At 69.9% G+C, this 24,437-nt stretch carries 20 protein-coding genes, 1 tRNA gene and 1 pseudogene; 12 read left to right on the top strand and 10 right to left on the bottom strand.

Annotation, left to right across the window (positions count from 1 at the left end; all coding sequences use genetic code 11):
• The first annotated feature begins 215 nt into the window (after positions 1 to 215).
• The 4 genes from DRB89_RS08055 to DRB89_RS08040 all read left to right on the top strand — a co-directional run bounded on the left by DRB89_RS08055 (position 216) and on the right by DRB89_RS08040 (position 7,345).
• The gene (locus DRB89_RS08055; RefSeq protein WP_162688498.1) at positions 216 to 4,427 is read left to right on the top strand and encodes a LamG domain-containing protein; all 4,212 of its coding nucleotides are present in this window, start codon (positions 216 to 218) and stop codon (positions 4,425 to 4,427) included.
• Positions 4,428 to 4,976: 549 nt separating this feature from the next.
• A tRNA-Arg gene (locus DRB89_RS08050) sits at positions 4,977 to 5,049 on the top strand.
• A gap of 153 nt (positions 5,050 to 5,202) precedes the next feature.
• Entirely contained in the window at positions 5,203 to 5,772 is a 570-nt protein-coding gene (locus DRB89_RS08045) for an HAD family hydrolase (protein ID WP_112446600.1), read from the top strand.
• Positions 5,750 to 7,345 carry an ISL3 family transposase gene (locus DRB89_RS08040; protein ID WP_239516755.1) on the top strand — a complete coding sequence of 532 codons (1,596 nt, stop codon included), beginning with the start codon at positions 5,750 to 5,752 and terminating at the stop codon, positions 7,343 to 7,345. Before DRB89_RS08045 ends, DRB89_RS08040 begins: the two co-directional genes overlap by 23 nt.
• Here DRB89_RS08040 and DRB89_RS08035 read toward each other — a convergent pair.
• The 4 genes from DRB89_RS08035 to DRB89_RS08020 form a co-directional block, all read right to left on the bottom strand.
• Entirely contained in the window at positions 7,308 to 7,874 is a 567-nt protein-coding gene (locus DRB89_RS08035) for a DUF2716 domain-containing protein (RefSeq protein WP_112453170.1), read from the bottom strand. The two genes, DRB89_RS08040 and DRB89_RS08035, sit on opposite strands and share 38 nt — an antisense overlap.
• 78 nt (positions 7,875 to 7,952) lie before the next feature.
• Entirely contained in the window at positions 7,953 to 8,207 is a 255-nt protein-coding gene (locus tag DRB89_RS08030; protein ID WP_112446602.1) for a hypothetical protein, read from the bottom strand.
• A gap of 200 nt (positions 8,208 to 8,407) precedes the next feature.
• Entirely contained in the window at positions 8,408 to 8,797 is a 390-nt protein-coding gene (locus DRB89_RS08025; RefSeq protein ID WP_030722049.1) for a hypothetical protein, read from the bottom strand.
• 182 nt (positions 8,798 to 8,979) lie between these two features.
• Complete coding sequence (locus DRB89_RS08020; protein ID WP_112446603.1) at positions 8,980 to 9,201, bottom strand: hypothetical protein; 222 nt, start codon at positions 9,199 to 9,201, stop codon at positions 8,980 to 8,982.
• Positions 9,202 to 9,988: 787 nt separating this feature from the next.
• Between DRB89_RS08020 and DRB89_RS08015 the strand changes: the two genes are divergently transcribed.
• The 5 genes and pseudogenes from DRB89_RS08015 to DRB89_RS07995 form a co-directional block, all read left to right on the top strand.
• Positions 9,989 to 10,192 (top strand): cold-shock protein, encoded by a 204-nt coding sequence (locus tag DRB89_RS08015; RefSeq protein WP_112446604.1) that lies wholly within the window; start codon positions 9,989 to 9,991, stop codon positions 10,190 to 10,192.
• A 318-nt stretch (positions 10,193 to 10,510) separates the two neighbouring features.
• A complete protein-coding gene (locus tag DRB89_RS08010) occupies positions 10,511 to 12,043 on the top strand; it encodes a DEAD/DEAH box helicase (protein ID WP_112446605.1) in 1,533 nt (510 codons plus the stop codon).
• Positions 12,044 to 12,089: 46 nt separating this feature from the next.
• Positions 12,090 to 12,494 (top strand): CBS domain-containing protein, encoded by a 405-nt coding sequence (locus DRB89_RS08005; protein ID WP_112446606.1) that lies wholly within the window; start codon positions 12,090 to 12,092, stop codon positions 12,492 to 12,494.
• A 49-nt stretch (positions 12,495 to 12,543) separates the two neighbouring features.
• Positions 12,544 to 12,858 (top strand): SCO5918 family protein, encoded by a 315-nt coding sequence (locus DRB89_RS08000; protein WP_112463238.1) that lies wholly within the window; start codon positions 12,544 to 12,546, stop codon positions 12,856 to 12,858.
• 105 nt (positions 12,859 to 12,963) lie between these two features.
• A pseudogene (locus DRB89_RS07995) lies at positions 12,964 to 13,158 on the top strand (STAS domain-containing protein); the annotation flags it as partial.
• Between the two features lie 59 nt (positions 13,159 to 13,217).
• Here DRB89_RS07995 and DRB89_RS07990 read toward each other — a convergent pair.
• Entirely contained in the window at positions 13,218 to 13,622 is a 405-nt protein-coding gene (locus DRB89_RS07990; protein ID WP_112452791.1) for an ATP-binding protein, read from the bottom strand.
• Positions 13,623 to 14,549: 927 nt separating this feature from the next.
• Here DRB89_RS07990 and DRB89_RS07985 point away from each other — a divergent pair.
• The 3 genes from DRB89_RS07985 to DRB89_RS07965 all read left to right on the top strand — a co-directional run bounded on the left by DRB89_RS07985 (position 14,550) and on the right by DRB89_RS07965 (position 18,427).
• Positions 14,550 to 14,888 carry a helix-turn-helix domain-containing protein gene (locus DRB89_RS07985; protein ID WP_112452790.1) on the top strand — a complete coding sequence of 113 codons (339 nt, stop codon included), beginning with the start codon at positions 14,550 to 14,552 and terminating at the stop codon, positions 14,886 to 14,888.
• A 247-nt stretch (positions 14,889 to 15,135) separates the two neighbouring features.
• Entirely contained in the window at positions 15,136 to 15,339 is a 204-nt protein-coding gene (locus DRB89_RS07980; RefSeq protein ID WP_112452789.1) for a cold-shock protein, read from the top strand.
• A 1,513-nt stretch (positions 15,340 to 16,852) separates the two neighbouring features.
• Complete coding sequence (locus DRB89_RS07965; RefSeq protein ID WP_112451173.1) at positions 16,853 to 18,427, top strand: alpha/beta hydrolase; 1,575 nt, start codon at positions 16,853 to 16,855, stop codon at positions 18,425 to 18,427.
• Between the two features lie 88 nt (positions 18,428 to 18,515).
• On the opposite strand, the gene moeZ is transcribed toward DRB89_RS07965, so the two are convergent.
• The 5 genes from moeZ to DRB89_RS07940 all read right to left on the bottom strand — a co-directional run bounded on the left by moeZ (position 18,516) and on the right by DRB89_RS07940 (position 24,315).
• Entirely contained in the window at positions 18,516 to 19,694 is a 1,179-nt protein-coding gene (gene moeZ / locus DRB89_RS07960; protein ID WP_112451172.1) for an adenylyltransferase/sulfurtransferase MoeZ, read from the bottom strand.
• Between the two features lie 63 nt (positions 19,695 to 19,757).
• Positions 19,758 to 20,504, bottom strand: coding sequence for a spherulation-specific family 4 protein (locus DRB89_RS07955; protein ID WP_112451171.1), 747 nt, complete (start codon positions 20,502 to 20,504; stop codon positions 19,758 to 19,760).
• The gene (locus tag DRB89_RS07950; RefSeq protein ID WP_112451170.1) at positions 20,492 to 21,505 is read right to left on the bottom strand and encodes an NAD-dependent epimerase/dehydratase family protein; all 1,014 of its coding nucleotides are present in this window, start codon (positions 21,503 to 21,505) and stop codon (positions 20,492 to 20,494) included. Before DRB89_RS07950 ends, DRB89_RS07955 begins: the two co-directional genes overlap by 13 nt.
• 114 nt (positions 21,506 to 21,619) lie before the next feature.
• Entirely contained in the window at positions 21,620 to 22,519 is a 900-nt protein-coding gene (locus DRB89_RS07945; protein ID WP_112451169.1) for a hypothetical protein, read from the bottom strand.
• Complete coding sequence (locus DRB89_RS07940; RefSeq protein ID WP_112451168.1) at positions 22,516 to 24,315, bottom strand: DUF3492 domain-containing protein; 1,800 nt, start codon at positions 24,313 to 24,315, stop codon at positions 22,516 to 22,518. The genes DRB89_RS07945 and DRB89_RS07940 overlap by 4 nt, the downstream gene beginning before the upstream one ends.
• Between the last annotated feature and the right edge of the window lie 122 nt (positions 24,316 to 24,437).

Here is a 24,437-nt window from a genome sequence, read left to right as displayed (position 1 = left end):
TTAGATGGGTGTGCCCCAATAGCACCTCGTTGAGGCCGGTCGATTCGGCTCAAGAAAGCCGGAACGGATAATTCAACATGCCACAAGACTGCGCATCTTTGGCCATTTCCGTTCGCAACTTGGCTGGATGAAACCATCCGGCAAAAGCGCCATGTGGGGGGATACCACGTATGCAGCAACATCGAATTTCAGACATTAGACGGGCTGCTGTTCTCATGACTGCCCTCGGCCTGCTCGCCGCAGGTCCTGGGACCGCCTTCGCCGGTACGCGCTCTGTCGCGCCCTCCGGCACTGCCTCCGCGGCTGCTGAGCCACCCGCTGGTTCCATCCCCGGGGCGATCCAGCGCGCGAAGGCCGAAAGAAAGCCGGCCCCGGTCACCACGCTGACCACTACGACCGCGGAAACGGTCGCGAACCCTGACGGCTCGCTGAGCACGACCACCCGTCTGAAGCCCGTACGCGTCCTGAAGTCCGGAAAGTGGACCGGGGTGGACGCGACCCTTCAGCGGAACGTCGACGGCACCTACACCCCGCTCGCGACACCGTCGGGCGTGACCCTCTCCGGAGGCGGCACCGGCCCCCTCGCAACACTGACCAACGGCGAAGGCCGTCGCATCACGCTGTCCTTCCCCACCGCCCTGCCCGCCCCGAAGGTCACCGGCAACAGCGCTCTGTATCCGGAGGTCTTCGCCGGAGTCGACCTACAGGCCTCCGTCAACGACCAGGGCGCCTTCAGCGAGGTCCTGATCGTCCATAACGCCGAAGCGGCAGCCAATCCGGCGCTGCGCAGCCTGCGTCTGGCGACCACGGCCGACGGCCTGACCTTGGGCAGCGACGCCGCCGGCAACTTCCAGGCCACCGCTCCCGACGGAACCCCCGCGTACACCAGCGCCACACCGCTCATGTGGGACTCCCGTACGGATCCGGGCCAGAAAGCAGCCGCAGCAGGCAAGGCCTCCGTGCTCCTCCGCAACGCGGCTGCTGCCGGCGGAGAGGGCCCCGTTGCCCCTCCCCAGGAGGATCCGCAGACCCGGTCGTCGGCCAGTAGCCCCGGCCTTGGTGCTCAGGTCAAGCCGATCGGCATCTCGACGCGGCCCGACGCGCTGACCCTCACTCCCAACCAGGAGTTGCTCACCGGCACAGGGACGACCTATCCCGTCTACATCGACCCCATCGTCAATCCGGTGACGTCGGGAACGGGCCACTTCGTCGTCGCCCAACAGGGCTGCGAGACCGCAACCACCTACGACAAGCCGCAAACCAACGGAGAGGGAGTCGGCTACCAACAGTACTCCTCCACCTGTTTTGGCATGCAGGAGTCGTTCTTCGAGATCAACACGAGCGCGCTGTCACCCCAGATGGTCATCTCGAAGTCGACTCTGTACTTGACCGAGACCTATGGGGCCGATCACGGCTGCTCCAACACGTGGCCCATCACGGTGAAGCAGACGGACCGCATCCACAGCGGAACCAACTGGCGCAACCGTCCCGGTGTCATCGCCACCGTGGACACCCAGCAGATCTCCAGCGCCTACTTCGACTGTGGCTACAAGTACGCGAACTTCGACATCACCGACCGCATCCGGCAGGTGGCTTCACAGGACGCGGACACCTGGACCTTCGGGCTCTACGGCAACGCGAGTACCTCGGCGACGAACCACGGCTTCATGCGGTTCAGCACCAACCCGTACATCACCACGGTCTTCGACATCCCACCGGCCGCGCCTGACTCCCCCAGCACTACGCCCGACTCCGCGAACCCGTCCGGTGCGGCCTGCAACAGCGGTACCCCCGGCTGGATCGGCCGCACCTCCACGACCGGTGGAAAGAGCAACATCTCGCTCAACGCCCGCCTGACGACACCTATGGAGGGCGTGAACCTCCAGGCCGTCTACCAGGTCTGGGACAACATGAAGAACAACGGCAGCGGCGGTGCCGCGACCGTCTCCCAGCCCCGAAGCCCCTACGTGGCATCCGGCACGACGGCACGGACCAACGTGGACGTCGCCGTGGCCGACGGTCACCGATACGGCTGGGGAGTCAAGGCATACGACGGGACCCTGGACGGTCCCTGGACCTCGAACTGCAGCTTCAAGGTGGACCTGACGCTTCCCACCGCCGCCGCGTTCGGCGACTCCACGGCGTTCCCTCCGCTCGGCAGTGGCCGCACCCCCACCGCACACGCCGGCGACACGGGAATCACCATCCCCGTATCCAGCACGGACGTCCTTCCCACCGGCTGTGAGCTCACCGCGTGCCTGAGCAGCGGCATCCGCCGCTTCGAGTACGCCCTCGATACGGCCATTCCACCGACCGGTGCCCAGCAGATCACCGTCACACCGGACGCGAACGGCGCCGCCACCGCCAACATCCCGATCAACCTCACCGCCCAGCAGTGGGGCACACACACCCTCTACGTCCAGGCCGTGGACGGAGCCAACAACGCGGGCCCCGCCACCTACAGCTTCTACGCCCCCTGGAACCCGGCAACGCCGGTCACCGCGGGAGACGTCACAGGGGACGGGATCCCGGACATCCTCAGGCCCGACCGGGCCGGCAGCGGAAACCTCCTGCTCATCCCCGGCAACACGGACGCCTCCGCGACGCCCATCACAGCATCCACGCCGGACAGGAGCCCTGACCAGAACACGGGCTGGGACAACTACCTCATCACCCACCGGGGCAGCCTCAGCCAGTCCGGCGTAGACGACATCTTCGCCTTCAACAAAACCACCCACAGCATGTACGTCTACGGCAACGACGCCTCCGGCAACGGAACTCCGGGGCGCTTCACGCTCACGGACAACATCACGCACATCCCGATCAAGCCCTCGTGCAATACGGCAGCCCCATGCACCGGATACCCGGCAGACTGGTCAAAGGTCACCCAGATACTGGCCCCGGGCAGCTTCAACAACCCGGCCGGACTCGCCGACCTGATCACCATCGAGGACAAGCGCCTCTGGTACTACCCCGGCACTTTCAGCGGTGACTCCCGCCTCGGCCAAGGCATGCTGCTCGGCACCGGCGACTGGTCGGGCACCACCCTCATCGCCCCGGGCAAGGTCGGCGGGACGCCCACCCTTTGGGCGCGCGACGACATCACGGGCCGCATCCACAGCTACTCACTGACCTTCAACGCCGCAGGCGTACCCACCACCCAGCTGACACCGCCGTCGGGCCAGACGCCGGCTACAGCGATCACGACCCTCGACCCCGCGCTGTACCCGCAGGTCGGCTCGTACGGGGACCTCAACGGGGACGGCCGCGCCGATCTCTGGGCGATCGACAGCAACCAGCAACTCGTGGCGTTCTCCGGCACGAGCACGGGCTTCTCCACGAAGCCCACCCCCCTCGGCAACCTCAACAAGCCGACCGCGCAATGGAAGCTGGCCGGGCAAACCGCCGGCACCTCCACGACACCGAGTGCTGTCGGCAACTACCCCGCCACCGCTGCCAACATCGCCTGGCCCACAGAGTCCATCGGTGGCCGCTCCACCCCGTACGCGAACTTCAACGGCGCCCAGTCCACCATCACCACGACCGGCCCCGTGATCGACACCCGCAAGAGCTTCACCATCAGCACCTGGGCCAAACCTGGAACCGGGATGAGCATCATCGCCAGCCAGGACCTCACGCGCGGCAGCTCGTTCCGCCTCTACGCCGAGGAATCCACCTCCCAGTGGCACTTCGGCCTGGCCTACGCGGACGCCAACGGCTATCCCTTCGACTACACCTCCGCAACCAACAACGCAGCCGTCTTCACCCCCGGAGCGTGGGCCCACCTGACTGCCGTCTACAACGCCGACAGCGGCCTGATGAGCCTCTACGTCAACGGCGTGCTCGCCGGAAGCGGCACGCACAAGGCCTCGACCAGCCCCGCCCCCAGCGGCTCGCTCGTCTTCGGACGCTACAAGGCCAACGGCGCGCCCCTGGACAGTCTGAAGGGCGGCGTCAGCAACTTCGCCACCTACCCGTACGCCGCCGCCCCCGCCGCAGTCGGCACCAAGAGCCCGATCACGCTGACCGCCGCAGCAGCCAACTGCATGGACAACGACCACGGCTCCACCAATGACGGCAGCAAGATCGAGATCTGGACCTGCGGAGGTGGCGACAACCAGAACTTCGAAATCCGAGGCGACGGAACCATTCGCATCCAAGGCAAATGCCTCGACGCCACCGGCGCGGCCACAGCTGCCGGCACCCTGCTACAGCTGTGGACCTGCAACCAAGGGCCCAACCAGACGTTCCTCCCCCGCGCGGACGGCTCTGTCTACAATCCGGCCTCCGGCCGGTGCATCGACCTGGATCACATGAACACCACACCCGGCATCCAGCTCTGGCTGTGGGACTGCCACGGAGACGACGCCCAACGCTGGACCATTCCGTCCCTGGCCACAGTGACACTGCCCGCCCCGACCCCGTAGCACGGGACTTCACTAGCCAACACGGCCGCCTTCCTGTAGTCGGGAGGGCGGCCGTCGCCATACCCAGGGCAGCCCGCGCAAGAAGCCACCATCAACGGCCCACCGGCTGCCAGCAGGCTCATGGGACTCTTCCCCGCGGACGCCCCCAAGGTCTGGAGTCGACCTGAGCGCCGCCAGCTCCTGGTCGGGGACGCCACCGTCCCCAAAGCGCCCTCGAAATCCCGCACTGTGGAAATCTCCGACGAGAACACCGGCCTGATCCGAACCCACCGCGTCGACCCGCCGCCCGCATCTACCACCCCAGACGCTCAGAAACCCCAGGTCACGACCATGCCTTCACCTCAGGCCCACTCCCACGGCAATCCATGCGACCACTCCCAGCACCATCCGCTAGGCTGTCAGCGGTCAGACGACTACCAGGCGTGTGCCCGGGAAAGTGTCCGCGAGGGCATCTCCATCTGGGTGTATGCACGTCATCTGACCAGCATGTTTGTCGAGGCAGCTCACGTGATCCCTCTGGGGTTCCGGCAACGTTTCCGACAAGCCCCCGCCTTCGTAGCTCAGGGGATAGAGCACCGCTCTCCTAAAGCGGGTGTCGCAGGTTCGAATCCTGCCGAGGGCACAGCACGCAAGCCGCCGACCTGGGATTTCTTCCCAGGAAGGCGCTCCATTCGGCCCCGGACTCCGCGTCCGGGGCCGTTTGCGTGAGCGGTGCGTGAGCGGACGTGCCAGCGGCCTCTGGGATTCCCGCCGACGGATCGGCACGATCCGGCACGTGCTCCGCGCCTTCTTCCGGCTCCGCGGCCGCCTTGGCAGGGGCTTCCTGTCCGGCTACCCGGGCACGCGGTACGAGCCGGGCGGCGGCCTCGGCGATCGCGAGATCGGCTTCGGGGAGATGGACCGCGCCCGCGCCGTGGTCACCGCCTGGTCCGACCTCATGCCACGCGTTGATCAAGAGGTCGTCGCCCTGCTCAAGCGCGCCCGCAAGGCCGTCACCGTCGCCCTGGTCTCCAACGCGACCACGCGGCTGGATTCGGATCTCGCTCGGCAGGGGCTGGACGTCCTCGCCGACGCCGTGGTGAACACCGCCCACATCGGTGTCGCGAAGCCGGACCCGCGTGTCTACCTCATCGCCGCCGAGCCAGTCGGGGCGCCAGTCCAGCGCTGCCTCCCCAGGCTCCCCAGGCTCCCCAGAACGTTCAACCCCCAACCAGCTGAGGGGAAGAGCGACCCTGGGGATTTTCACGGCTCTGACCGGAGTTCCGTGAATCCCCAGGTCAGGGGGTGTGTGAAGGAACGTTCCGGCAGGGCATCCATTGCTGGTGGGGGTTTGCTCGCTGGATGATGTGCTGTTTCCGGATGTCGACGTGCGTTTGGAGGGTGTGGAGTTCACGGCGGACATCCTGGTCGTCGTGGCGGCTGCGTGCGGTCCGCCGTCCAGATGCCCGGGATGCAACGCCAGGGCTCGACGGGTGCATTCCTGCTACGAGAGGCGCCTGGCCGAGCGGCCTTTGACCGGGAGAAAGCTACTGGTCAGGCTGCGCGTCCGACGATTCTTCTGCGACCGGGCCACGTGCCGGCGGCGGACCTTCGTCGAACAGGTCAGTGGCCTGAGCGAGCGGTACCGTCGCTCCAGCCTCGGGCTGAAGACATGGCTCCGCCGGGTCGCGGTCGAGCTCGGCGGCCGGGCCGGCGAACGGTTGTGCCGTCGCCTGCATCTCGTCGCAGGACGGACGCGGCTGCTGGGACTTCTGGAGCCCCCGATGGCGCCGGAACGGTCCCCGCGGGTCCTCGGCGTCGACGAGTTCGCCTTTCGCAAGGGCCGCACGTACGGAACCATCCTGGTCGACGTGGAGGCCGGCCAGGTCGTGGACGTCCTGCCCGACCGCACCTCCGAGACCTTGGCCGCCTGGCTGCGCAACCATCCCGGCGCCGAGATCATCTGCCGAGACCGGGCCTCGGCCTACACGCGGGCAATCAAGCAAGCGGCCCCCGACGCTGTGGAAGTCGCCGACCGCTGGCACCTGCTCCAAAACCTCGCCGCCGCAGTGGAGAAGACCTGCCACCAGCACCGCGCCTGCCTGCGCAAACGGGCCGACGAGGAGACCGGCCGCATCCGAGAGGCACCACCGCCCATACAGGTCCCAGTCCACGAATTACCCCGGACGCAGATCGTCGAACGGACCCGGCACCGCTACACCGACGTCCAGAAACTCGTTGCGGCTGGCTGGACGATCAGCGCCATCGCCCGTCGTCTCCACCTCGACCGCAAGACCGTCCGACGGTTCCGCGACACTGACCTCGACCAGTTGCTCGCCTCCGCCAACGAACGACGCCCGGCAGGAGTGCTGGAACCGTTCAAGCCATACCTCAATACCCGGTTCACCGAGAGTCTCGGCCAGGTCAGCGGTAGCCGCCTCTTCCTGGAGATCCAGGAACGCGGCTACCGAGGCAGTCGCCAGGTCGTCCGCAAACACCTCGCGGCCCTTCGCGTCGGCAACGCCGAACCCGTCCGCGCCGACATCCCCAGCCCTCGCAAGATCACCGGCTGGATCATGCGACCGCAGGACACACTCCCACCCGAACTCGACCGCCGCCTGCTCGAAGTACGCATCGCTTGCCCCGACATCGCCCGTGCCTGCGACCTTGCCCGAGCCTTCGCCGAACTCCTCCGCCACCGACGCGGCTTCCTGCTCACCGAGTGGATCCGCCAGGCCGAGCGAGACGCACCGAAGCCAATCAGCGGCTTCGCAGGCTTCCTCCGCCAAGACCTCGACGCCGTCACCGCGGGACTCACCCTGAGCTGGAGCTCAGGCGTCGTCGAAGGCCACGTCAACAGGGTCAAGACAATCAAGCGGGCCATGTACGGCCGAGCCTCGTTCACCCTTCTTCGGACCCGGATTCTCGCGCGTTCCTGAGTCCATCGACGCGCGATACGTGATGAGAATGCTGGCCAGACCTGCGGATCGGAGAGCCCAGGATGTCATCGATCTTCGCTGATGCGACATCAAGGAGACCCTGCCCGAACAGGCACAGTGACCCCTCCCAGGGGTGACCGAAGCTGCCGGTCAGGAAGTCCTCTGACAGGTAGATGTAGTAGTCGCCATCGGGGTACGGGCTCAGGGGCCACTGCTCCTGTTCGGAGCCGCGAACGAGGTGAGGCGAGAATCGGAACGAGGCGTGTTGCCAGTCCAGTGCGAACAGCGTGCCTTGCGGAGGTACGCAGGCTGTAAGGCCCTGCTCGACCACCTCGACGAGCCGGTCGAGCCGCTCATATTCAGGGTCGTCGTCCAACGAGGCCAAGCTCCAGGTAACGGAGTCGAGAGGCTCCTTGATAGCCGGCCATTTAGCCTGGTTCATACCGGGATGAAAGGCGAACTCCGCGTCGAAACGGTCCCAGACGTTGCGGTACTCCGCTTCTGAAAGTTGGACCACAGGCTCCTTCATCACCCGCAGATCCTACCGATCAGCCCTCTGTGGTCAGCTCACGAGCAGCCGTTCACGGAACTCCGGTCAGAGCCATTTTCACGAATCCTCATCAGCACCCCGTTGCCGTGTTCGCCCGCCGCTTTCGACGCTGCGGCCGCTCCGTGGCGTGAGGCCCTCGAGGACCTGGACGAAGACGTCCTCGCCGAGGCCGGCGCCGAAGCGCGGGCCTTCGGCGCCGGCCCGGCGGCCGCCGTCGACGAGCTGGTGCGCGGCCTGCTCGGGCAGTTGGCCGACTGGCAGCAGTCGATCGGCGAGCTGGGCCGCGCGCTCACCACGGCAGCTGAAGGCCAACCGCTACCCGGCTGGTCCACCGACGCCGGCCGCACCGAGGACATCGGGTGGCGCCAGGCCCGCACCACGCTGCTCGAGGCTGTCGCACGCCACCACCACGCTCACCTGATCGCCGCCATCGTCGAGCTCGGCGGTGAGCTGGAGCTCCCAGCTACCCGTAACGGGCGCTTCAGGGGCGCGGCATCCAGAAGGCTGCGCGGTCAGCGCCGGCCGCCGCCGATGCGGCGGTCGTCGGCCAGTGCGGTCAGCGGGCCGAACTCGCGGGCAAGCTGGTTCCACGTCAGAACCTCGCCACAGCGGGCCGGGAATTCCTTCGGGTTGAACTCGGGCATGGTCCAGGTTCCAGTGCCCCGGTCCCGCAGCCACAGGTCCCCGTCACCGTCGACCACAGTCGGCGGGACCGGTACGGGCTCGGCCTGATCGGTGGGCTCCCAGGTGACCCGGCCCGGGTGGGAAACGCGGCGCAGCTCGGTGGTGGCCAGCCGCGCGGCCAAGTCACGGGTGGACTCTTCGGCGTCCTTGACCGACTCGAGTCGGAATGCGTCGTCAAGTACGGGCAGGGCTGGATTCTTGCTGCGCTTTGAACTCATACGCTGACCTACCTCCGGTGGGGGGCGTCACATCTGTTATGGCACCCCGTAGAGGAACACGGTATCCGAGGCGGGAGCCGGGCCGGCTACGACCACTGTCCAGGTGGAGGCGCTGGCACACCGGGCTGTGGGGCTAGGTGGTGAGCTGATCCTGGACGTGGCGCAATCCGTGGTGGTAGCGCTCAGATCTGGCGGTCCGGGTCTGAGAAGGCGGGGCTGCCGGGGGCGAGCGGACGTCGGGCCGGGGCGGGTGCGGGCTCGGGCTCGGCCTCGCCGGGCGGCTGGCGGAAGTCGGCGCCCTGCTCGACCGGCACCAGCCGGCGTCCACCCGCCCGGGCGGGTACGGGAGCGTCGGAAGCGGGCTCGGAGAAGGCGGGCAGCGAGAGCGGTCGACGGTCGGTCATGATCCCTAGTCTCCCAGGTCCGGCCCTACGGGTAGGGCCAGGCCGCTCTCAGCGGTGATAGTGCTCTGGCCCTGGCCAGCAGGGCCAGGCTGGTTGTTTCAGCTCACACCGCGAGCAGGAATTCGCGTGACCCACACCACAGGCCCGCTCCGATTCGCCAGTTCGCACCCTGAAATGCGGACAATCAACCACCCCGCCCACGCTTCCCAGCTCGCGGGGGCACAGCACCCCACCGACCCCAGGCGCCCCAGCCGCCGGAGGGGGTCCTATCGAGCACTTGGGCACGGGAGGACTGCGCACCGTCAAGCCCCCTCCGGGTACCCAGACCATCTCCACGACCACGACTTCGCGTTCGTTGCCGTACAGGACTTCGTCACCGCGAGGACCGCTCCAACGGTCCGCCACGTCGGAACCTGTCCCCAACACGTCCCCAACCAGCCGACTTCGCTGCCGCCTCCTGCAGCCGGTGGCGAACACCTAAAAAACGCTGCGGTCGGGGCGAATCAATATCTGTCACCGCGACCTAAGGATTTAACGGATCCCGCGGGGAGAGTTTCTACCGCAACACGGCGGACGGAAATATCTCACGCACACAGGCCGCTGCAGCATGCTACTGTCGATCTCGGTTGCAGTTGTGGTACCCAAGAACTTCAAGCGCCTCCAGCCGGAATTCATTCCACTGGAAGCGCTTTGTATTTCCCGGTCATTTACCGGGCGGGGCATCATCGCGGCGACACGGCGTCCGCACAGTGCAGTCGCCGATGTATTGCCCCAAAGGAGATATGACATGGCTGCTGGTACCGTTAAGTGGTTCAACGCGGAAAAGGGTTTCGGCTTCATCGAGCAGGACGGTGGCGGCCCTGACGTGTTCGCCCACTACTCGAACATCGCCGCCCAGGGCTTCCGCGAGCTGAACGAGGGCCAGAAGGTCACCTTCGACATCGCGCAGGGCCAGAAGGGCCCGACGGCCGAGAACATCGTTCCCGCCTAAGCGCTGACACGCATTCTGCAGCTGGGGCCCGCATCCCTCGGGGTGCGGGCCCCAGCTGCATGCATTTCCCGCGGTGGGTCCACCCGCGGTTCGAACAGTGAGAGATCCGGCCGACTGGCCCTCTCGGGGCTACACCCGAGTTAATTACTTTGGTTGCCGCGTCCACGTGACGCCACCTTGTTTCAGCGCCTGGCCCGTACAGATTCCCTGTCCGCCAGATCTGCTTTCGCATTCCATTCGGCCCGTTCTCGCAATTCCCTGCGCTGCTTCTACGCTGCGGGAATTCCTTGATACGTGCCGCATCAAGGAAGGTTCCGCATGAACCCCGCACGTACGAACGACCGCTCCTCCCGCACCCGCAGCCGCACCGGCGGCCCCGCTTTCGGCGCCGGCGCCGGTTCCGGCCGGGGCAGCCGCTTCGGCTCTTCGACCCCGAGCCGTTCCGGAGCCCCGAGCCGCTCCGGTGGTCCGAGCCGCTCGGGCGGATACGGCCGTCGGCCCGCCGCGATCCAGGGCGAGTTCGCACCGCCGAAGACGATCACCCCCGCGCTGCCTGCCGTCGAGGCCTTCGCCGACCTCGACATGCCGGCCCAACTGCTGACCACGCTCACCCGTGAGGGCATGGCCACGCCGTTCCCGATCCAGGCCGCCACCCTGCCCAACACCCTCGCGGGCCGTGACGTCCTGGGCCGTGGCCGCACCGGCTCCGGCAAGACCCTCGCCTTCGGCCTCGCCCTGCTGGCCCGTACCGCCGGCCAGAGCGCCGAGTCGGGGCAGCCGCTCGCGCTGATCCTCGTACCCACCCGTGAGCTCGCCCAGCAGGTCACCGCCGCGCTCACCCCCTACGCCCGCGCGGTCAAGCTGCGCCTGGCCACCGTCGTCGGCGGCATGCCCATCTACCGGCAGGCCGCTGCGCTGCGCGCCGGGGCCGAAGTGGTCGTCGCCACCCCGGGCCGGCTCAAGGACCTCATCGACCGTGGTGACTGCCGCCTGAACCAGGTCGCCGTCACCGTCCTGGACGAGGCCGACCAGATGGCCGACATGGGCTTCATGCCCCAGGTCACCGCCCTCCTCGACCAGGTCCGCCCCGAAGGCCAGCGAATGCTGTTCTCCGCCACCCTGGACCGCAACGTCGACCTGCTGGTGCGCCGCTACCTGACCGACCCCGTCGTGCACTCCCTCGACCCCTCGCAGGGCGCGGTCACCACGATGGAGCACCACGTCCTGCACGTCCACGGCGCCGACAAGCAGCGGACGACGACGGAGATCGCCGCCCGCGAAGGCCGCGTGATCATGTTCCTCGACACCAAGCACGCCGTGGACCGCCTCACCCAGGACCTCCTCAACAGCGGGGTCCGCGCCGCCGCCCTGCACGGAGGCAAATCCCAGCCCCAGCGCACCCGGACCCTGGCCCAGTTCAAGACCGGCCACGTCACCGTGCTGGTCGCCACCAACGTCGCCGCCCGCGGCATCCACGTCGACAACCTCGACCTCGTCGTCAACGTCGACCCGCCGACCGACCCCAAGGACTACCTGCACCGCGGCGGCCGTACCGCCCGCGCCGGCGAGTCCGGCAGCGTCGTCACCCTGGTCACCCCCAACCAGCGCCGCGAGATGGCACGCCTCATGCAGGCCGCGGGCATCACCCCGCAGACCACCCAGGTCCGCTCCGGCGACGAGGCCCTCAACCGCATCACCGGCGCCCAGACCCCCTCCGGCATTCCGGTCACCATCACCGCACCGGTCTCCGAGCGGCCCAAGCGCAGCACGGCCTCCCGCGGCCGCCGCGGCCCCGCCTCGGCCGCCCGGCGCGCGAGCGCACGGCAGTCCTCCTTCGATGCGGCGGCCTGAGAACCACGTGATCCGGAAACTGACCCATCTCTGCAGGAGGCAGATTTTGACGCTGGTCCAGATGCAGCCCCGCTCCGCGCACGCCGACCTCACCCACCGCACGGTGGACCAGGCCATGGAAGCCGCCGGTCCGCAGGTCTGCGACGACATGACCGTCGAGGTGGCCCTGGCCGTCACGGCCGGCTCCCGCACAGACCATCTGCTCGTCTGCGACGAGGACGGCCTGTGCACCGGACTGATCACCCAGGCCCAGCTCACCGCCATCCGCGACAGCGCCGCGTACACCGACCGGCTCCGTCTGCGCGATGTCCTCGGCGACCGCGGGCCGTTCACCTCACCCATGACCACCATGGCCGAGGCCGAGCACGCGATGCACTACCGCAGCCTCACCGCCCTGCCCGTCGTCGACGGACAAGGCAGCGCCCTGGGCGTCCTCGCCCTCGCCCGCTGAACCACCTCACCGCCGCACGACCGTCCCCTCCTTCTCCCTGTGAGGCATCATGCGCTGTGTCATCGCCCGCTTCCCGTTCGAGCTGACCAAGTCGGGTGTCCTGGAGTCCATGAAGGGCGTCAAGCCCGAAGAAGTCCTCGGCGAGTCCGTGATCATCGGCCGCCGCACCTACCCCGTCAAGCAGGTCGGCCAGGTCCTCACCCGCCAGGACCGCCGCGACTTCAGCATCGGCGAAGTCCTGCGCGCCATGACCCAGCTCGGCTTCACCTGCCGCAGCAGCCTCCCCCGGACCACCGCGCCCACACGCGTGCCCAACCCCCTCCAGCGGGCCTCCGCGATGCTCGGCACCCCCATCACCGCCTGACCGGCAGGCCGGCGCACACCGCCACCCGCCCAGCGAAGAGGGCCCGACCGGCACACGCCGATCGGGCCCTTCCGCGTACCCACCAGGAAGCGCAGATGGGTGAACCGCCTCGTCCTGGACCTCGCCCGCATGGAATTCTGCGACTCCAGCGGCATCAGCGCACTGATCGCCGCCCGCAACCACGTACGGGCCGCCCACGCCGACATCGCACTCGCCGCCGTCCCCGCCCACACCCTGCGCGTCCTGCGCATCATCGGCCTGGACCAGGTCTTCCGCCTCCTGCCCGGCACCGGGTCCTGACCGCCAGGACTCCGCGCGGAGAGGCCCTGGATCGGAGCTACTCGACCGCGGGCTCGCGCCTATCCGCCGGTCCGACGGGGCAGGAGGGCCCGTACGATTTTCCCGCCTTCGGGCGTGGGCGTGACGATGGTGGCGTGGGCGAGGTCATTGACCATGTGCCAGCCGAAACCGCCGGTGCCGTCGACCAGGTCGGGGGTTCGCATGCGCGGCGGTCGGGGGCTGGAGTCCTCGACGGAGACCTCGACGGTGTCGGGGTGCGCGGCCAGGCGAAGCACGTAGGCGCCGCCGCCGTGACGCAGGGCGTTGGTCACGAGCTCGGAGACGACCAGGATCACGGTATCGGCGTGCTCCGGCTCGATGGCCGGCTGCCCGAGGGTTTCGAGGAAGGACCGGGCGGCCTGGCGCGCCTCGGCGACGGCGGACAGTGGACGAAGGACTGTGCGCTCGGCGCTCATCGTGGTCATCGCGCGCTCCTGGTCTGGTGTCGGTGTCCGGACCTTGCCTGCCCGGTCGTTGTTCCCTGACCCACGACAGTTCAACCTGACAGGACCCGATTACCTCAGAGACACGCACTCAAAAATCTATCTCGGCTGGAGTAGACATTGGGCGGTGGCGTGGTTATGGTTTCTCTCGTAACCCAGAGAGACAGCAGGGCCTGGCAGGGACGAACTGCCGGGCAGTAGTACACGCAGTACCCGTAGTTGCAGTGCGCAGTGCGGTGCGGTGGTGGAGTGTCGAAGCCAGGGCTGGTGCAGGACGGCGACGGGACTGACGACCGGACCGGGTGGCCCGCAGGCATCAGGGGCCACCGCGAGCAGTACCGCAGTTGACGCAGTAGCAGTACCTGTAGGTGCAGTACCCAGCAGTGAAGTCAGTGAGCAGCACCTCGGTGAAGGCGTCGGCTGCGGGCGCGCGCACCGGGAAGTTCGGCAGTGGGGTTCCAAGCCAGAGCAGACGCACGACGGGCGACGGGGCTGGCTGCCGAAGTGGCGCTAGGTCAGGCCACGAGCAGTACAAGCGGTTCGCAGTACAGCAGTACAGCAGTACAGCAGTACAGCAGTAAGAGAAGTACCAGCAGTACGCAGTCCCCCGCTTGGTAACTAGTTGACACCGAGGGATGAACGGAGGAGTTGAAGCGCCATCAGGATCGCCCGGACGTACGTCTGAGTCCGGGTACCGCAGGACATCGATAGTGAGGTGGTCTCCGGTCAAGCAACCGCGATCCCCGCATTCCCGGCAGCATCTCGGCCGGGTCAGCGGAAACAGAAGGCCGGCGCAGTAACAGGGCCGGCAGATGGTGTAGCAGTTCCTTCGGGGCCCTGGTGTCGTACGCGCCAGGGCCCCTCCCCACGTTCCGACCCCTTCCTCCACCTGTTTCGCAGTGAGGTGCGATGACAGCAGACGACTCGTTCAGCCGTCTCGACGACGACGGCTACCCCGCCTACACGATGGGCCGGGCCGCAGAGATGCTCGGTACCACCCAGGCCTTCCTCCGCGCCATTGGAGAGGCCCACCTGATCACCCCGCTGCGTTCCGAGGGCGGTCACCGCCGCTACTCCCGCTCCCAGCTGCGCATTGCCGCCCGCGCCCGGGAACTCGTCGACCAGGGCACTCCCATTGAAGCCGCCTGTCGGATCGTGATGCTCGAGATCCGACTCGAGGAAGCTCAGCGCGTCAACGCCGAGCACCACTCCCCCGCGTCCGAAGGGCGCCCGCGCACGGCGGCCTGAGGTGGACGTGCCCGCCGGTCGCGGTGGGCACTCCCGCTCGCGCGTGTCGGAGGTATGACGCACCTTGCTCCCTATGGTGACGGGCCGTGGGGGGCGTGTAGCGTCTGCGTCAGCTGTCGTGGTTCGGAAGTCCCCTTTGCCCACGCCTTGGTGTGGGCGTTTTGCTGTGCTGTGCCGCAGGAACCAGGACGATCACCTCCGCCTTCCGCATGGAGCGGGAGGCGTTCATCGACTGGAAGGCATGGATATGGCTACGGGAACTGTGAAGTGGTTCAACGCTGAGAAGGGCTTCGGCTTCATCGCCCAGGACGGTGGCGGCCCGGACGTGTTCGCCCATTACTCCGCGATCAACTCCTCGGGCTTCCGCGAGCTCCAGGAGGGCCAGGTCGTCACGTTCGACATCACCCAGGGCCAGAAGGGCCCCCAGGCCGAGAACATCACCCCGGCCTAACCCTTCCCCGGCCTAACCCTTCCCCGCCCCGCCCGCGCGGCCGCCGCGATCGGCGCTCGCGGCTTTCCGTACAGCTCGCAGGCGCCCGAACAGCGGACGTCTGCGATGTCGGCGGGATCCGAGGAGTACTGGATCAGGCCGCGCAGCGTTCGCTGCGCGGCCTGATCCGCGTCTGGAGCGGACCGACCGACGGGGATGCGGGCCTGCGCCGTCCGCACGGGCCGGCAGGCGGACTCCAACGGGTGGGCAGCATGGCTGTCGGTCGTGCTCGGGTGGCGCATGTCCTTCACACCGTCCTACGGCGTCCTCGCGTGGGATCAGTGCCGCCTTGTCCCGCTTACCCCGGGTAGGCAGGGGCACACAGGGCTTTGACGGTGAGCCCGGGATCGCGTCACGCCGGTGCCGTCAGGACGTGATCGGCGTGGGGAAGCTCGGAGATATGAGCGGCCGCCCCTTCCAGGGGCAGGAGAGGCCGCAAGGGGCAGGAGACCGTGGTGCGGTCGTGATCGACTTCCCAGGTCGGCAAGGGAGCCGAATGGACGCAGGTGGTGGAAACGGCGTAGAGGGTGCCGGAACAGCCCCGGCACACCAGCGAGCCGTGGATCACGCGAGTACCTCCCCTCGAACCGACGCGGCTGCGCCGTCATCAGGATGGGCGTCCCCTGCCAGATACAGCTGCCGCAGCGTCCTTTCCGTTTCGCGCCGGAAGTGCACGGCAGAGACCAGACGCTGCCACAGCGGGTCAAGGCGGCAGGGGACGGTGGCGCCGCGGGCCGCCCACTCCTCGGCCAGCCGCGCGTACAGGGGTGCGCTCTCGTCCGGGACCTCTCCACCGGCCTGCCCACCGGCGTGCGCCGGACTACGGGAAGGCCGCCGGCGCAGTTGTTCCGGAAGACGGGCAGCGGCTCTGCGCTTGCCGCTGCCGGCCTGAGCACTGCGGTCGAGGCATGCCCCATGATCATCCGTCACGTGCGTCAAAACGATTCTTCCACCCCGTTGGACACCGTTTCCGGTTGGCCGCAACAGCCCCTGCGCCTCCTCCGCTCCCCTGGAGCGGCCGGGATCGGCAACCGCTCGCCGCAGTGGCGTCGCGAACTCGGCGGCGCGTCCGGTGTCCAGGTCCAGCTCGGCAGCCTCAGGGAGCGGCCGTGTTCGAGCCCGATTACCTCCTGACCAGCCAGGAGCAAATCTATCTCGGCTGGAGTAGACATTGGACGGTGACGTGGCTATGGTTTCTCTCGTAGCCCAGCGAGACAGCAGGGCCTGGCAGAGACGAACTGCCGGCAGTAGTACACGCAGTACCCGTAGTACCCGTAGATGCAGTGCGCAGGACGGTGCGGTGGTGGAGTTCCGAAGCCAGGGCTGGTGCAGGACGGCGACGGGACTGACGACCGGACCGGGTGGCCAGCAGTGATCAGGGGCCACCATCCCTGCCCCCGCCCGCCTCCGCGGCCGCTGACCCGGATGGGTCAGCGCGGGGGCGCGCCGGACGGGCCGCCCACAGGATGGGGACATGCCCACAAACTCCCTCCGGGTCGCCGCTGCCGCCGTCACCGCCGCCGCGCTGCTCGCCACCAGCGCCTGTTCCGACGGCGGCGGCAAGGAGAAGAGGGGCAAGGACGGTGCCGCGCAGGGCGCCAAGAAGCTGAAGTGGGGGGACTGCGAGGCCCCCACCGCGGCGGAGGGCGGCGGGCAGGTGCCGGGCAAGGACTGGCAGTGCGCGGTCCTCGACGTGCCCCTGGACTACGCCGAGCCCGAGGGCGAGACGATCCCCCTCGCGCTCATCCGGGCCAAGGCCCGTGACAAGGACAAGCGGATCGGCTCGCTCGTCTTCAACTTCGGCGGCCCCGGCGGCTCCGGCATCACCACCCTGCCCGGCGCCGCGACCGAGTACGCGGCCCTGCGCGACCGGTACGACCTGGTCAGCTTCGATCCGCGCGGGGTCGGCCGCAGCGCGCCCGTGAAGTGCGAGGACGACAAGCAGCTGGACGCGTACTACGCCTCCGACTCCACCCCCGCCACCCCGGCGCAGGAGAAGGACTTCCTCGCCACCATCGACACGTACCAGAAGGCCTGCGAGAAGAACTCCGGCAAGGTGCTGCCCCACGTCGGAACGGAGAACGCCGCCCGCGACCTGGACCGGATCCGCCAGGCCCTCGGCGACGAGAAGCTCCACTACTTCGGCATCTCCTACGGCACCGAGCTCGGCGGGGTCTACGCCCACCTCTTCCCCAAGAACGTCGGGCGGGCCGTCTTCGACGCCGTCGTCGACCCGACCAAGACCTCCGAGGAGGGGGGTCTCGGCCAGGCCAAGGGCTTCCAGCTCGCGCTCGGCAACTTCGCCCAGGACTGCGTGAACCGCGGCGACGCCTGCCGGCTCCAGGGCAGCACCGCCAAGGAGATCGAGGCGAACATCATCAAGCTCCAGAAGGACCTGGCGGCCAAGCCCATCGCCGGCTCCGGCGACCGGCAGCTCACCGAGACCTCGGCCACCAACGGCATCGCCCAGTCCCTGTACTCCAAGGAGCTGTGGCCGCTGCTGGAGCAGGGGCTCGACGAGGCCGAGGGCGGGCAGGGACAGCTGCTCCTCGCCCTGTCGGACGCGCTCAACGGGCGGGACCAACAGGGCCGTTACAGCAACATCGGCGCCGCGAACACGGCCATCAACTGCGCGGACTCCAAGGAGCGCTACACCCTGGAGCAGACGAAGGCGAAGCTGCCGGACTTCCGCGCCGCCTCGCCCGTCTTCGGCAACTTCCTCGGCTGGTCCATGATGAGCTGCACCGACTGGCCCGTCGCGGGCGCCTGGAACACCCCGGACGTCTCCGCCCCGGGCTCGGCGCCGATCCTGGTGATCGGCAACACCGGTGACCCCGCGACCCCGTACGAGGGCGCGCGCAAGATGGTGGAGCGGCTCGGCCCGGGCGTCGGCGTGGAGCTCACCTACAAGGGCGAGGGGCACGGCGCCTACAACAGCGGCGACCCGTGCGTGCAGCAGGCGGTGAACTCCTACCTGCTGGACGGGAAGGCGCCCGCGTCCGGCACGGTCTGCACCGCCGCGCCGAACGCCTCCCCCTCCGCCGTCTGACCCCGGGAACGCCGCAGGGGCCGTACGCGCGCGGTGCGCGGTACGACCCCTGCGGGGACTGCCGGTAGACCCGGTAGACCCGGTAGACCTAGTAGACCGGCTTCTCGGGCTCGATCTGGTGGACCCAGCCGATGACGCCGCCGCCGACGTGGACCGCGTCCGCGAAGCCCGCGGACTTCAGGACCGCGAGGACCTCCGCACTGCGGACACCCGTCTTGCAGTGCAAGACGATGCGCTTGTCCTGCGGCAGGTCCGCGAGGGCCGTGCCCATCAGGAACTCACCCTTGGGGATCAGCTTCGCGCCGGGGATCGAGACGATCTCGTACTCGTTGATCTCGCGGACGTCGATGATCTCGATCGGCTCGTCGTTGTCGATCCACTCCTTGAGCTGCTTGGGAGTGATCGTCGAGCCGAGCGCGGCCTCCTGGGCCTCCTCCGACACGACGCCGCAGAAGGCCTCGTAGTCGATGAGCTCGGTGACGGTCGCGTTCGGACCGCAGACCGCGCAGTCGGGGTCCTTGCGGACCTTGACCTGGCGGTACTGCATCTCCAGGGCGTCGTAGATCATCAGCCGGCCGACCAGCGACTCGCCGACGCCCGTGAGCACCTTGATGGCCTCGGTGACCTGGATGGACCCGATGGACGCGCAGAGCACGCCCAGCACGCCGCCCTCGGCGCAGCTCGGGACCATGCCCGGCGGGGGCGGCTCCGGGTAGAGGCAGCGGTAGCACGGGCCGTGCTCGGACCAGAAGACCGAGGCCTGGCCGTCGAAGCGGTAGATCGAGCCCCACACGTACGGCTTGTTCAGCAGCACGCAGGCGTCGTTGACGAGGTAGCGCGTGGCGAAGTTGTCCGTGCCGTCGACGATGAGGTCGTACTGGCTGAAGATCTCCATCACGTTCTCGGCTTCGAGCCGCTCTTCGTGAAGGACCACGTTCACGTACGGGTTGATGCCCAGCACGCTGTCGCGGGCCGACTGGGCCTTGGAACGGCCGATGTCCGCCTGGCTGTGGATGATCTGGCGCTGGAGGTTCGACTCGTCGACCTCGTCGAACTCCACGATGCCCAGCGTGCCGACGCCGGCCGCGGCCAGGTACATGAGGGCGGGCGAGCCGAGGCCGCCCGCGCCCACGGCCAGCACCTTGGCGTTCTTCAGGCGCTTCTGGCCGTCCATCCCCACGTCGGGGATGATCAGGTGGCGGGAGTACCGACGGACCTCGTCAACGGTGAGCTCAGCAGCTGGCTCTACCAGGGGTGGCAGCGACACGGGGACTCCGTAGATGATTAAGTCTTAACGGTGGTTCTTCCCGTAACACTGCCACGCCCTCCTTCATTCCGAGACACCCGGTCCGATCCGCGAGACGATTTCGTCCCAGTACCCGGGCATCGACGCCCAGGGGTCCCGGTCGGCCGCCCCTCTGCGGTCGGTGAACCAGATGGTCCCCGCGCCCTGCCAGCGGGCGATCCGGACCGCCTCCTCCAGGTGCGTGCGCGGCACCCCGTGCACGAGGTGGCAGAACCGCTCCGGCGGATGGTCCGCCGTCCACTCCGCCACCTGCGACCAGCGGTAGTCGGCCCAGGTCCCGGAGAAGGTGACCAGTTGGTCGGCGGTCTCCACATAGCCCTCGCACGGGTGGGTGCCCTGTCCGAGGACGATCCGCGGGTCCCCGCCGATGCCCCGCAGGGTGTCGGTGACCCGCCGGACGGCGGCCAGTTCCGCCGGTCCGGCCGGGGCGTCGGCGAGGTAGAAGCCGCCGACCCCGTACCAGTCCCGGAAGCGGTGGGCGTCGGAGACGAGCTCCCCGAAGGAGCGCTCCCCGTCTCGCATCGCGAGATGGCCGAGGACCACGCCGCCCGCGCCGCGCAGCTTCGCGGCGGCCTCCGTGCAGTGCGGGTCGGGCCGGCCGCCCGGCCCGTCCGCGACGTTGAGGACGGCCCAGTGCAGCGGTGTCCCCGGCCGGGTCAGCTCGGCCCACTCGACCGGGGCCAGCAGCGGGTGCGCGTAGCCGGGGACGCCGAGGCCGACCTTGCCCGTCCCGGTGGCCGGCTCGGCCGCCGGCGTCGTCAGATGCGGCACGCGGCCTCCATCCAGATGTCCGCGAGGGACTCCTCCAGGTTGATCCGGGGCCGCCAGCCGAGCCGGTCGCGGGCGGTGCGGACATCCGCCTGCTGCCAGGCCCCGCAGCCGTCCGGGTAGGGGTACGGGGGCTGCGCCGCCGCGGCCAGTTGCTCGGCCGTGGCCTCGGAGCGCGGGGAGCCGATGGCGGCGAGCCCCTGCGGCCGGCCGGGGTGCCCGTGCCCCTGCGGGTGCTGGGCGTGCTGCGGCAGGTCCAGCTCGTGCAGCGAGCCCCCGTAGCCGGCGACCCGCGCCAGCACGGCGGCGGCGTCGCGCAGCCGGACCGCGCGCCCGGTGCCGATGTTGACGACGCCCTGGGCCGCCGACAGCGAGGCCGCGTGCACCGCCCGCGCCACGTCGCGCACGTCGACGAAGTCGCGCTGCACGCCGAGGCCGCTGAGCTTGAGCTCGCCGTCCCCGGACTGCATCGCGCGCCGCATGGCCTCGGCGAGCCGGCCCAGCGGGGACCCGGCCGGGGTGCCGGGGCCGACGGGCGAGAACACCCGCAGGACGACGGCGTCGAGCCCGGAGCCCAGCACCAGTTCGGTGGCGGCCAGCTTGCTCACTCCGTACGGCCCTCCAGGTCTGGGCACGGCGTCCTCGGCCGTGGACGACCCGGGCTGGCTGGGCCCGTACTCGGCCGCACAGCCGAGCTGGACGAGCCGGGCGCCGCAGCCGCTGCGGCGCAGCGACTCGCAGATGGTGGCGACGGCGACGGTGTTGTGCCGGGTGAGCTCCCGGGCGCCGCCGCGGGTGGCGCCCGCGCAGTTGATGACGACGCCGGGGTGGACGGCGTCGAGGAACCGGGTGAGGGCGCCGGGACTGCCGGTGGCGAGGTCGAAGCGGACGTCCGCGTCGTCGCCGCGGCCGAGCGCGGTGAGCTGGACCGCGGGGTCGGCGAGCAGGCGGTCCGCGACGTAGCGCCCGAGGTATCCGTTGGCTCCGATCAGCAGCACCCTCATCGCGTGGCCCCTTGGTTGGTTGGCTGGCCGGTCATGTCCTGTGTCTCCTTGCTGGATGGGTCGGTACGGGGGTACGGGGTACTTCGGTGTCGGCTTCCGATGGGCTCGGGCCGCTCAGGGGCGCGCGTGCGCGGAGGCCCGCGACAGTGCGAGGACGGCGGGTACGAGGAGTCCCGCGGCGGCGGCGAACGGCGCGGCCGGAATCGGGAGCAGGGCGAGGCCGAGGGCCAGGGCGGCGGCGAGCGCGCCGCGCGGGGCGCCGTGGCCGAGGAGCAGCCGGATCAGGAACAGCAGCACCGCGAGCGGTACGGCCACCGCCGGCGCGGCCCCGGCCAGCGCGGCCGCCCCCGCGGCGGCGGCGGCGAACAGCGCGAGCGTGCCGAAGAGCAGCGGCCTCAGCCCGTCGGCGAAGTCGTCCAGGGCCCGGCTCCCGGCGAGGCGGCGCCGGGCTCGGGCCGCGAAGACGGCGCCGGCCAGGTGCGCGGGGGCGACGGCTGCGGCCAGGGCGAGGCCGAGCGGGGTCCCGTGCCGGTGGACGGCCCAGCCGAGGGCGGCCGCGGCGAGCAGGTACACCGCGACCGGGAAGCGGCTGCCGGCGGCCCGGCCCGGCCGCCCGAGGGCGGCCACCGTGGCGAGCACCGCGACGGCCCCGGCCCAGGGCACCCCGGCGGCGGCCGCGCCGAGGGCGAGGGCGCCGGGCAGCAGGGCGTAGCCGAAGCCCCGTACCGCCTCGGGGCCGACGGGGATCCCGGCGTGCGGGGCGGGCGCGGTCTGCGCGCGGGGGGTCCGGGCGTAGAGCTCCTCGGCGAGGGAGAAGACGTCGCGGTGCCGGAACCGGGCGGCGGTGCGGTCGGTGATGCCGTGCGCCTCCAGCCCGGCGGCGATCTCCAGCGGGTCCACGGCGCGCTCGCACAGGTCGCGGTGGCGGTGGAGCAGCGCCTTGACGGGGTCTCCGGCGGGCCTGCGGCGGGGCGCGGGCCCGGCGGGTACGGCTTCGTCCAGGGGGATGGTCATGCCAGCGCCTCCGCGCTCGTGACGGGCACGGCGACGCGCGCCGTGCCGGACGCCCGGCCGGGCTCCGCGGCGGACGCGCCGGGGTCCGGGCCGACCGCACCGGCGACCGGGGCCGGATCCGCGTCCGGGACCAGGTCCGCATCCGAGTCCGGGTTCCGGACCTGCGCCGGGACCTCGGCCGCGGCCCGGCCGGCGCCCGCGGCCCCGGCGGGAGCCGCGGCCCACGTCGGGGTCGCCCAGTGCCCGGGGACCCGCGCCTCGGGCGGCTGCTCGAAGGGCACCCCGGAGCCGGCCCCTTCGGGCCGGGCCGGGCCGCGGGCGAGCAGCCAGAGGTAGGACTCGTGGAAGGCGGTGACGTTCTGCTCGACCGTGAAGAGCTCCAGGGCCCTGGCCCTGGCGGCGGCCCCGAGCCGCTGGGCCCGCTCGGGGTCGTGCAGCAGGGCGACGCAGGCCTCGGCGAGCGCGCGCGGATTGCGCGGCGGCACCACGAGCCCGGTCCCGCCGATCACCTCGCAGACGGCGCCGACGTCCGTGGACACGGTGGCCCGGCCGCAGAACATCGCCTCGGCCAGGGCGATGGGGAAGCCCTCGATGACGGAGGAGAGCACCACCACCCGCCCGGCGCCGTACGCGTCGGCCGGGGTGGGCGCCTCGGGCCCGCCGACCTCCTCGAAGGTGACCGGGCTCTCGCCGACGGCGTGGGCGTCGGCCGCCTCGTCCGGGAAGAGCTGTGCGGCGAGCGAGCGGCAGTCGGCGAGGTACTGGACGGCCGCCGCCCCCGCGGCGACGGCCGTCGAGAAGATCCGCAGCCGGGTGCGCGGCGCGGCCTTGCGCACCTCGGCGAAGGCGTGCAGCAGGGCGATCAGGTCCTTGGCGGGCTCTATGCGGCCCACCCACACGAGCGTGTCGGGGTCCCCGGAGGCCGGGTCCTCGCCGACGGCGGCGAATCGGTCCGCCTCCATCCCGGGGTAGACGGTGCGCAGCCGCTCGCGCGAGGCCCCGCACCGCTCCTGCCAGCGCCGGGCGTGGGCATTGCCGGGGGTGAGCAGGTCGGCACGGGCGTAGATCTCGCCGGCCAGCCGGGTGTGGAAGGCGGCAAGCAGGGCCCGTACGGCCGGCCGCTCTTCCTGCGAGGAGCTCTCCAGGTAGTGGGCCCGGAGCTGGACGCCGTACTCGGTGACGAGCAGCGGGGTTCCGAAGAAGCGTTTGGCCAGCAGTCCGGGCAGCGACGCCACCCCGCCGGCCGCCGCGTGGCAGACATCGACCTCGCGCAGGCCCTCGTACCAGTCCAGGGACAGCGGCCGCAGCTGCCGCTCGAGCTCGTCCACGAACTCCAGCAGGTCGGCGACCTGGGCCCGCTGCACGGCCCGGTTCGCGCCGGGGGCCCGGCAAGCGGACTCCGCCGCGCGCACGGCCGTCTCGGAGCGCAGTGCGGCGCACAGACCGCCCTGGTCCCAGGCGAGTTCGGCCAATGCGTACAGTCCGTCGGCGAACCGCACGGCGTCGGCCCGGCAGATGCCCCGGACCAGTTCGGTGAAGGCGCCGGCGAAGCGGCGGCGCTCGCGGCGCCCGTAGCTGCGCCCGTCGTCGGCCGGCGCCCACAGGGGGGCGGTGCTGACCCGGGTGACGTGGGCGGGAAGCGGAACCCGGCCGCGCTCCTCCTGTTCGGCGCTGCGGCTCAGCGCGTAGAGCTCGAACTCGTGCTGCGGGAGGCCGCGCACGAGCCGGTCGCACCACAGCCTGGCTTCTCCCGTCGCATACGGATAACCACCTTCCGTAAGCAGTCCGATCCGCACGAGTGGCACCCCCGATCTCCCGTCGCAGGCGGTCTCCGTCGGTCCGGCGACCCGCCGGATACGAACTCAAGCGGATATGCCGAAGGCGCGACGGACGGTTGTCCGTCGCGCCACCGGAAGGG

Source organism: Streptomyces sp. ICC4, assembly GCF_003287915.1.
Classification (GTDB): Bacteria; Actinomycetota; Actinomycetes; order Streptomycetales; family Streptomycetaceae; genus Streptomyces; species Streptomyces tritrimontium.
The sequence above is the reverse complement of the archived record's forward strand: the minus strand, read 5'-3'. Positions and strand labels throughout refer to the sequence as shown.

Bases quoted from the DNA above. Each gene is read 5' to 3' on its own strand.
- DRB89_RS08035 (WP_112453170.1), bottom strand. From the start codon at position 7,874: ATGAAGGAGCCTGTGGTCCAACTTTCAGAAGCGGAGTACCGCAACGTC.
- DRB89_RS07985 (WP_112452790.1), top strand. From the start codon at position 14,550: ATGACAGCAGACGACTCGTTCAGCCGTCTCGACGACGACGGCTACCCC.
- DRB89_RS08000 (WP_112463238.1), top strand. From the start codon at position 12,544: ATGCGCTGTGTCATCGCCCGCTTCCCGTTCGAGCTGACCAAGTCGGGT.
- DRB89_RS07965 (WP_112451173.1), top strand. From the start codon at position 16,853: ATGCCCACAAACTCCCTCCGGGTCGCCGCTGCCGCCGTCACCGCCGCC.
- DRB89_RS08015 (WP_112446604.1), top strand. From the start codon at position 9,989: ATGGCTGCTGGTACCGTTAAGTGGTTCAACGCGGAAAAGGGTTTCGGC.
- DRB89_RS08020 (WP_112446603.1), bottom strand. From the start codon at position 9,201: ATGACCGACCGTCGACCGCTCTCGCTGCCCGCCTTCTCCGAGCCCGCT.
- DRB89_RS07990 (WP_112452791.1), bottom strand. From the start codon at position 13,622: ATGACCACGATGAGCGCCGAGCGCACAGTCCTTCGTCCACTGTCCGCC.
- DRB89_RS07950 (WP_112451170.1), bottom strand. From the start codon at position 21,505: ATGAGGGTGCTGCTGATCGGAGCCAACGGATACCTCGGGCGCTACGTC.
- DRB89_RS07980 (WP_112452789.1), top strand. From the start codon at position 15,136: ATGGCTACGGGAACTGTGAAGTGGTTCAACGCTGAGAAGGGCTTCGGC.
- DRB89_RS08055 (WP_162688498.1), top strand. From the start codon at position 216: ATGACTGCCCTCGGCCTGCTCGCCGCAGGTCCTGGGACCGCCTTCGCC.
- DRB89_RS08010 (WP_112446605.1), top strand. From the start codon at position 10,511: ATGAACCCCGCACGTACGAACGACCGCTCCTCCCGCACCCGCAGCCGC.
- DRB89_RS08025 (WP_030722049.1), bottom strand. From the start codon at position 8,797: ATGAGTTCAAAGCGCAGCAAGAATCCAGCCCTGCCCGTACTTGACGAC.
- DRB89_RS07945 (WP_112451169.1), bottom strand. From the start codon at position 22,519: ATGACCATCCCCCTGGACGAAGCCGTACCCGCCGGGCCCGCGCCCCGC.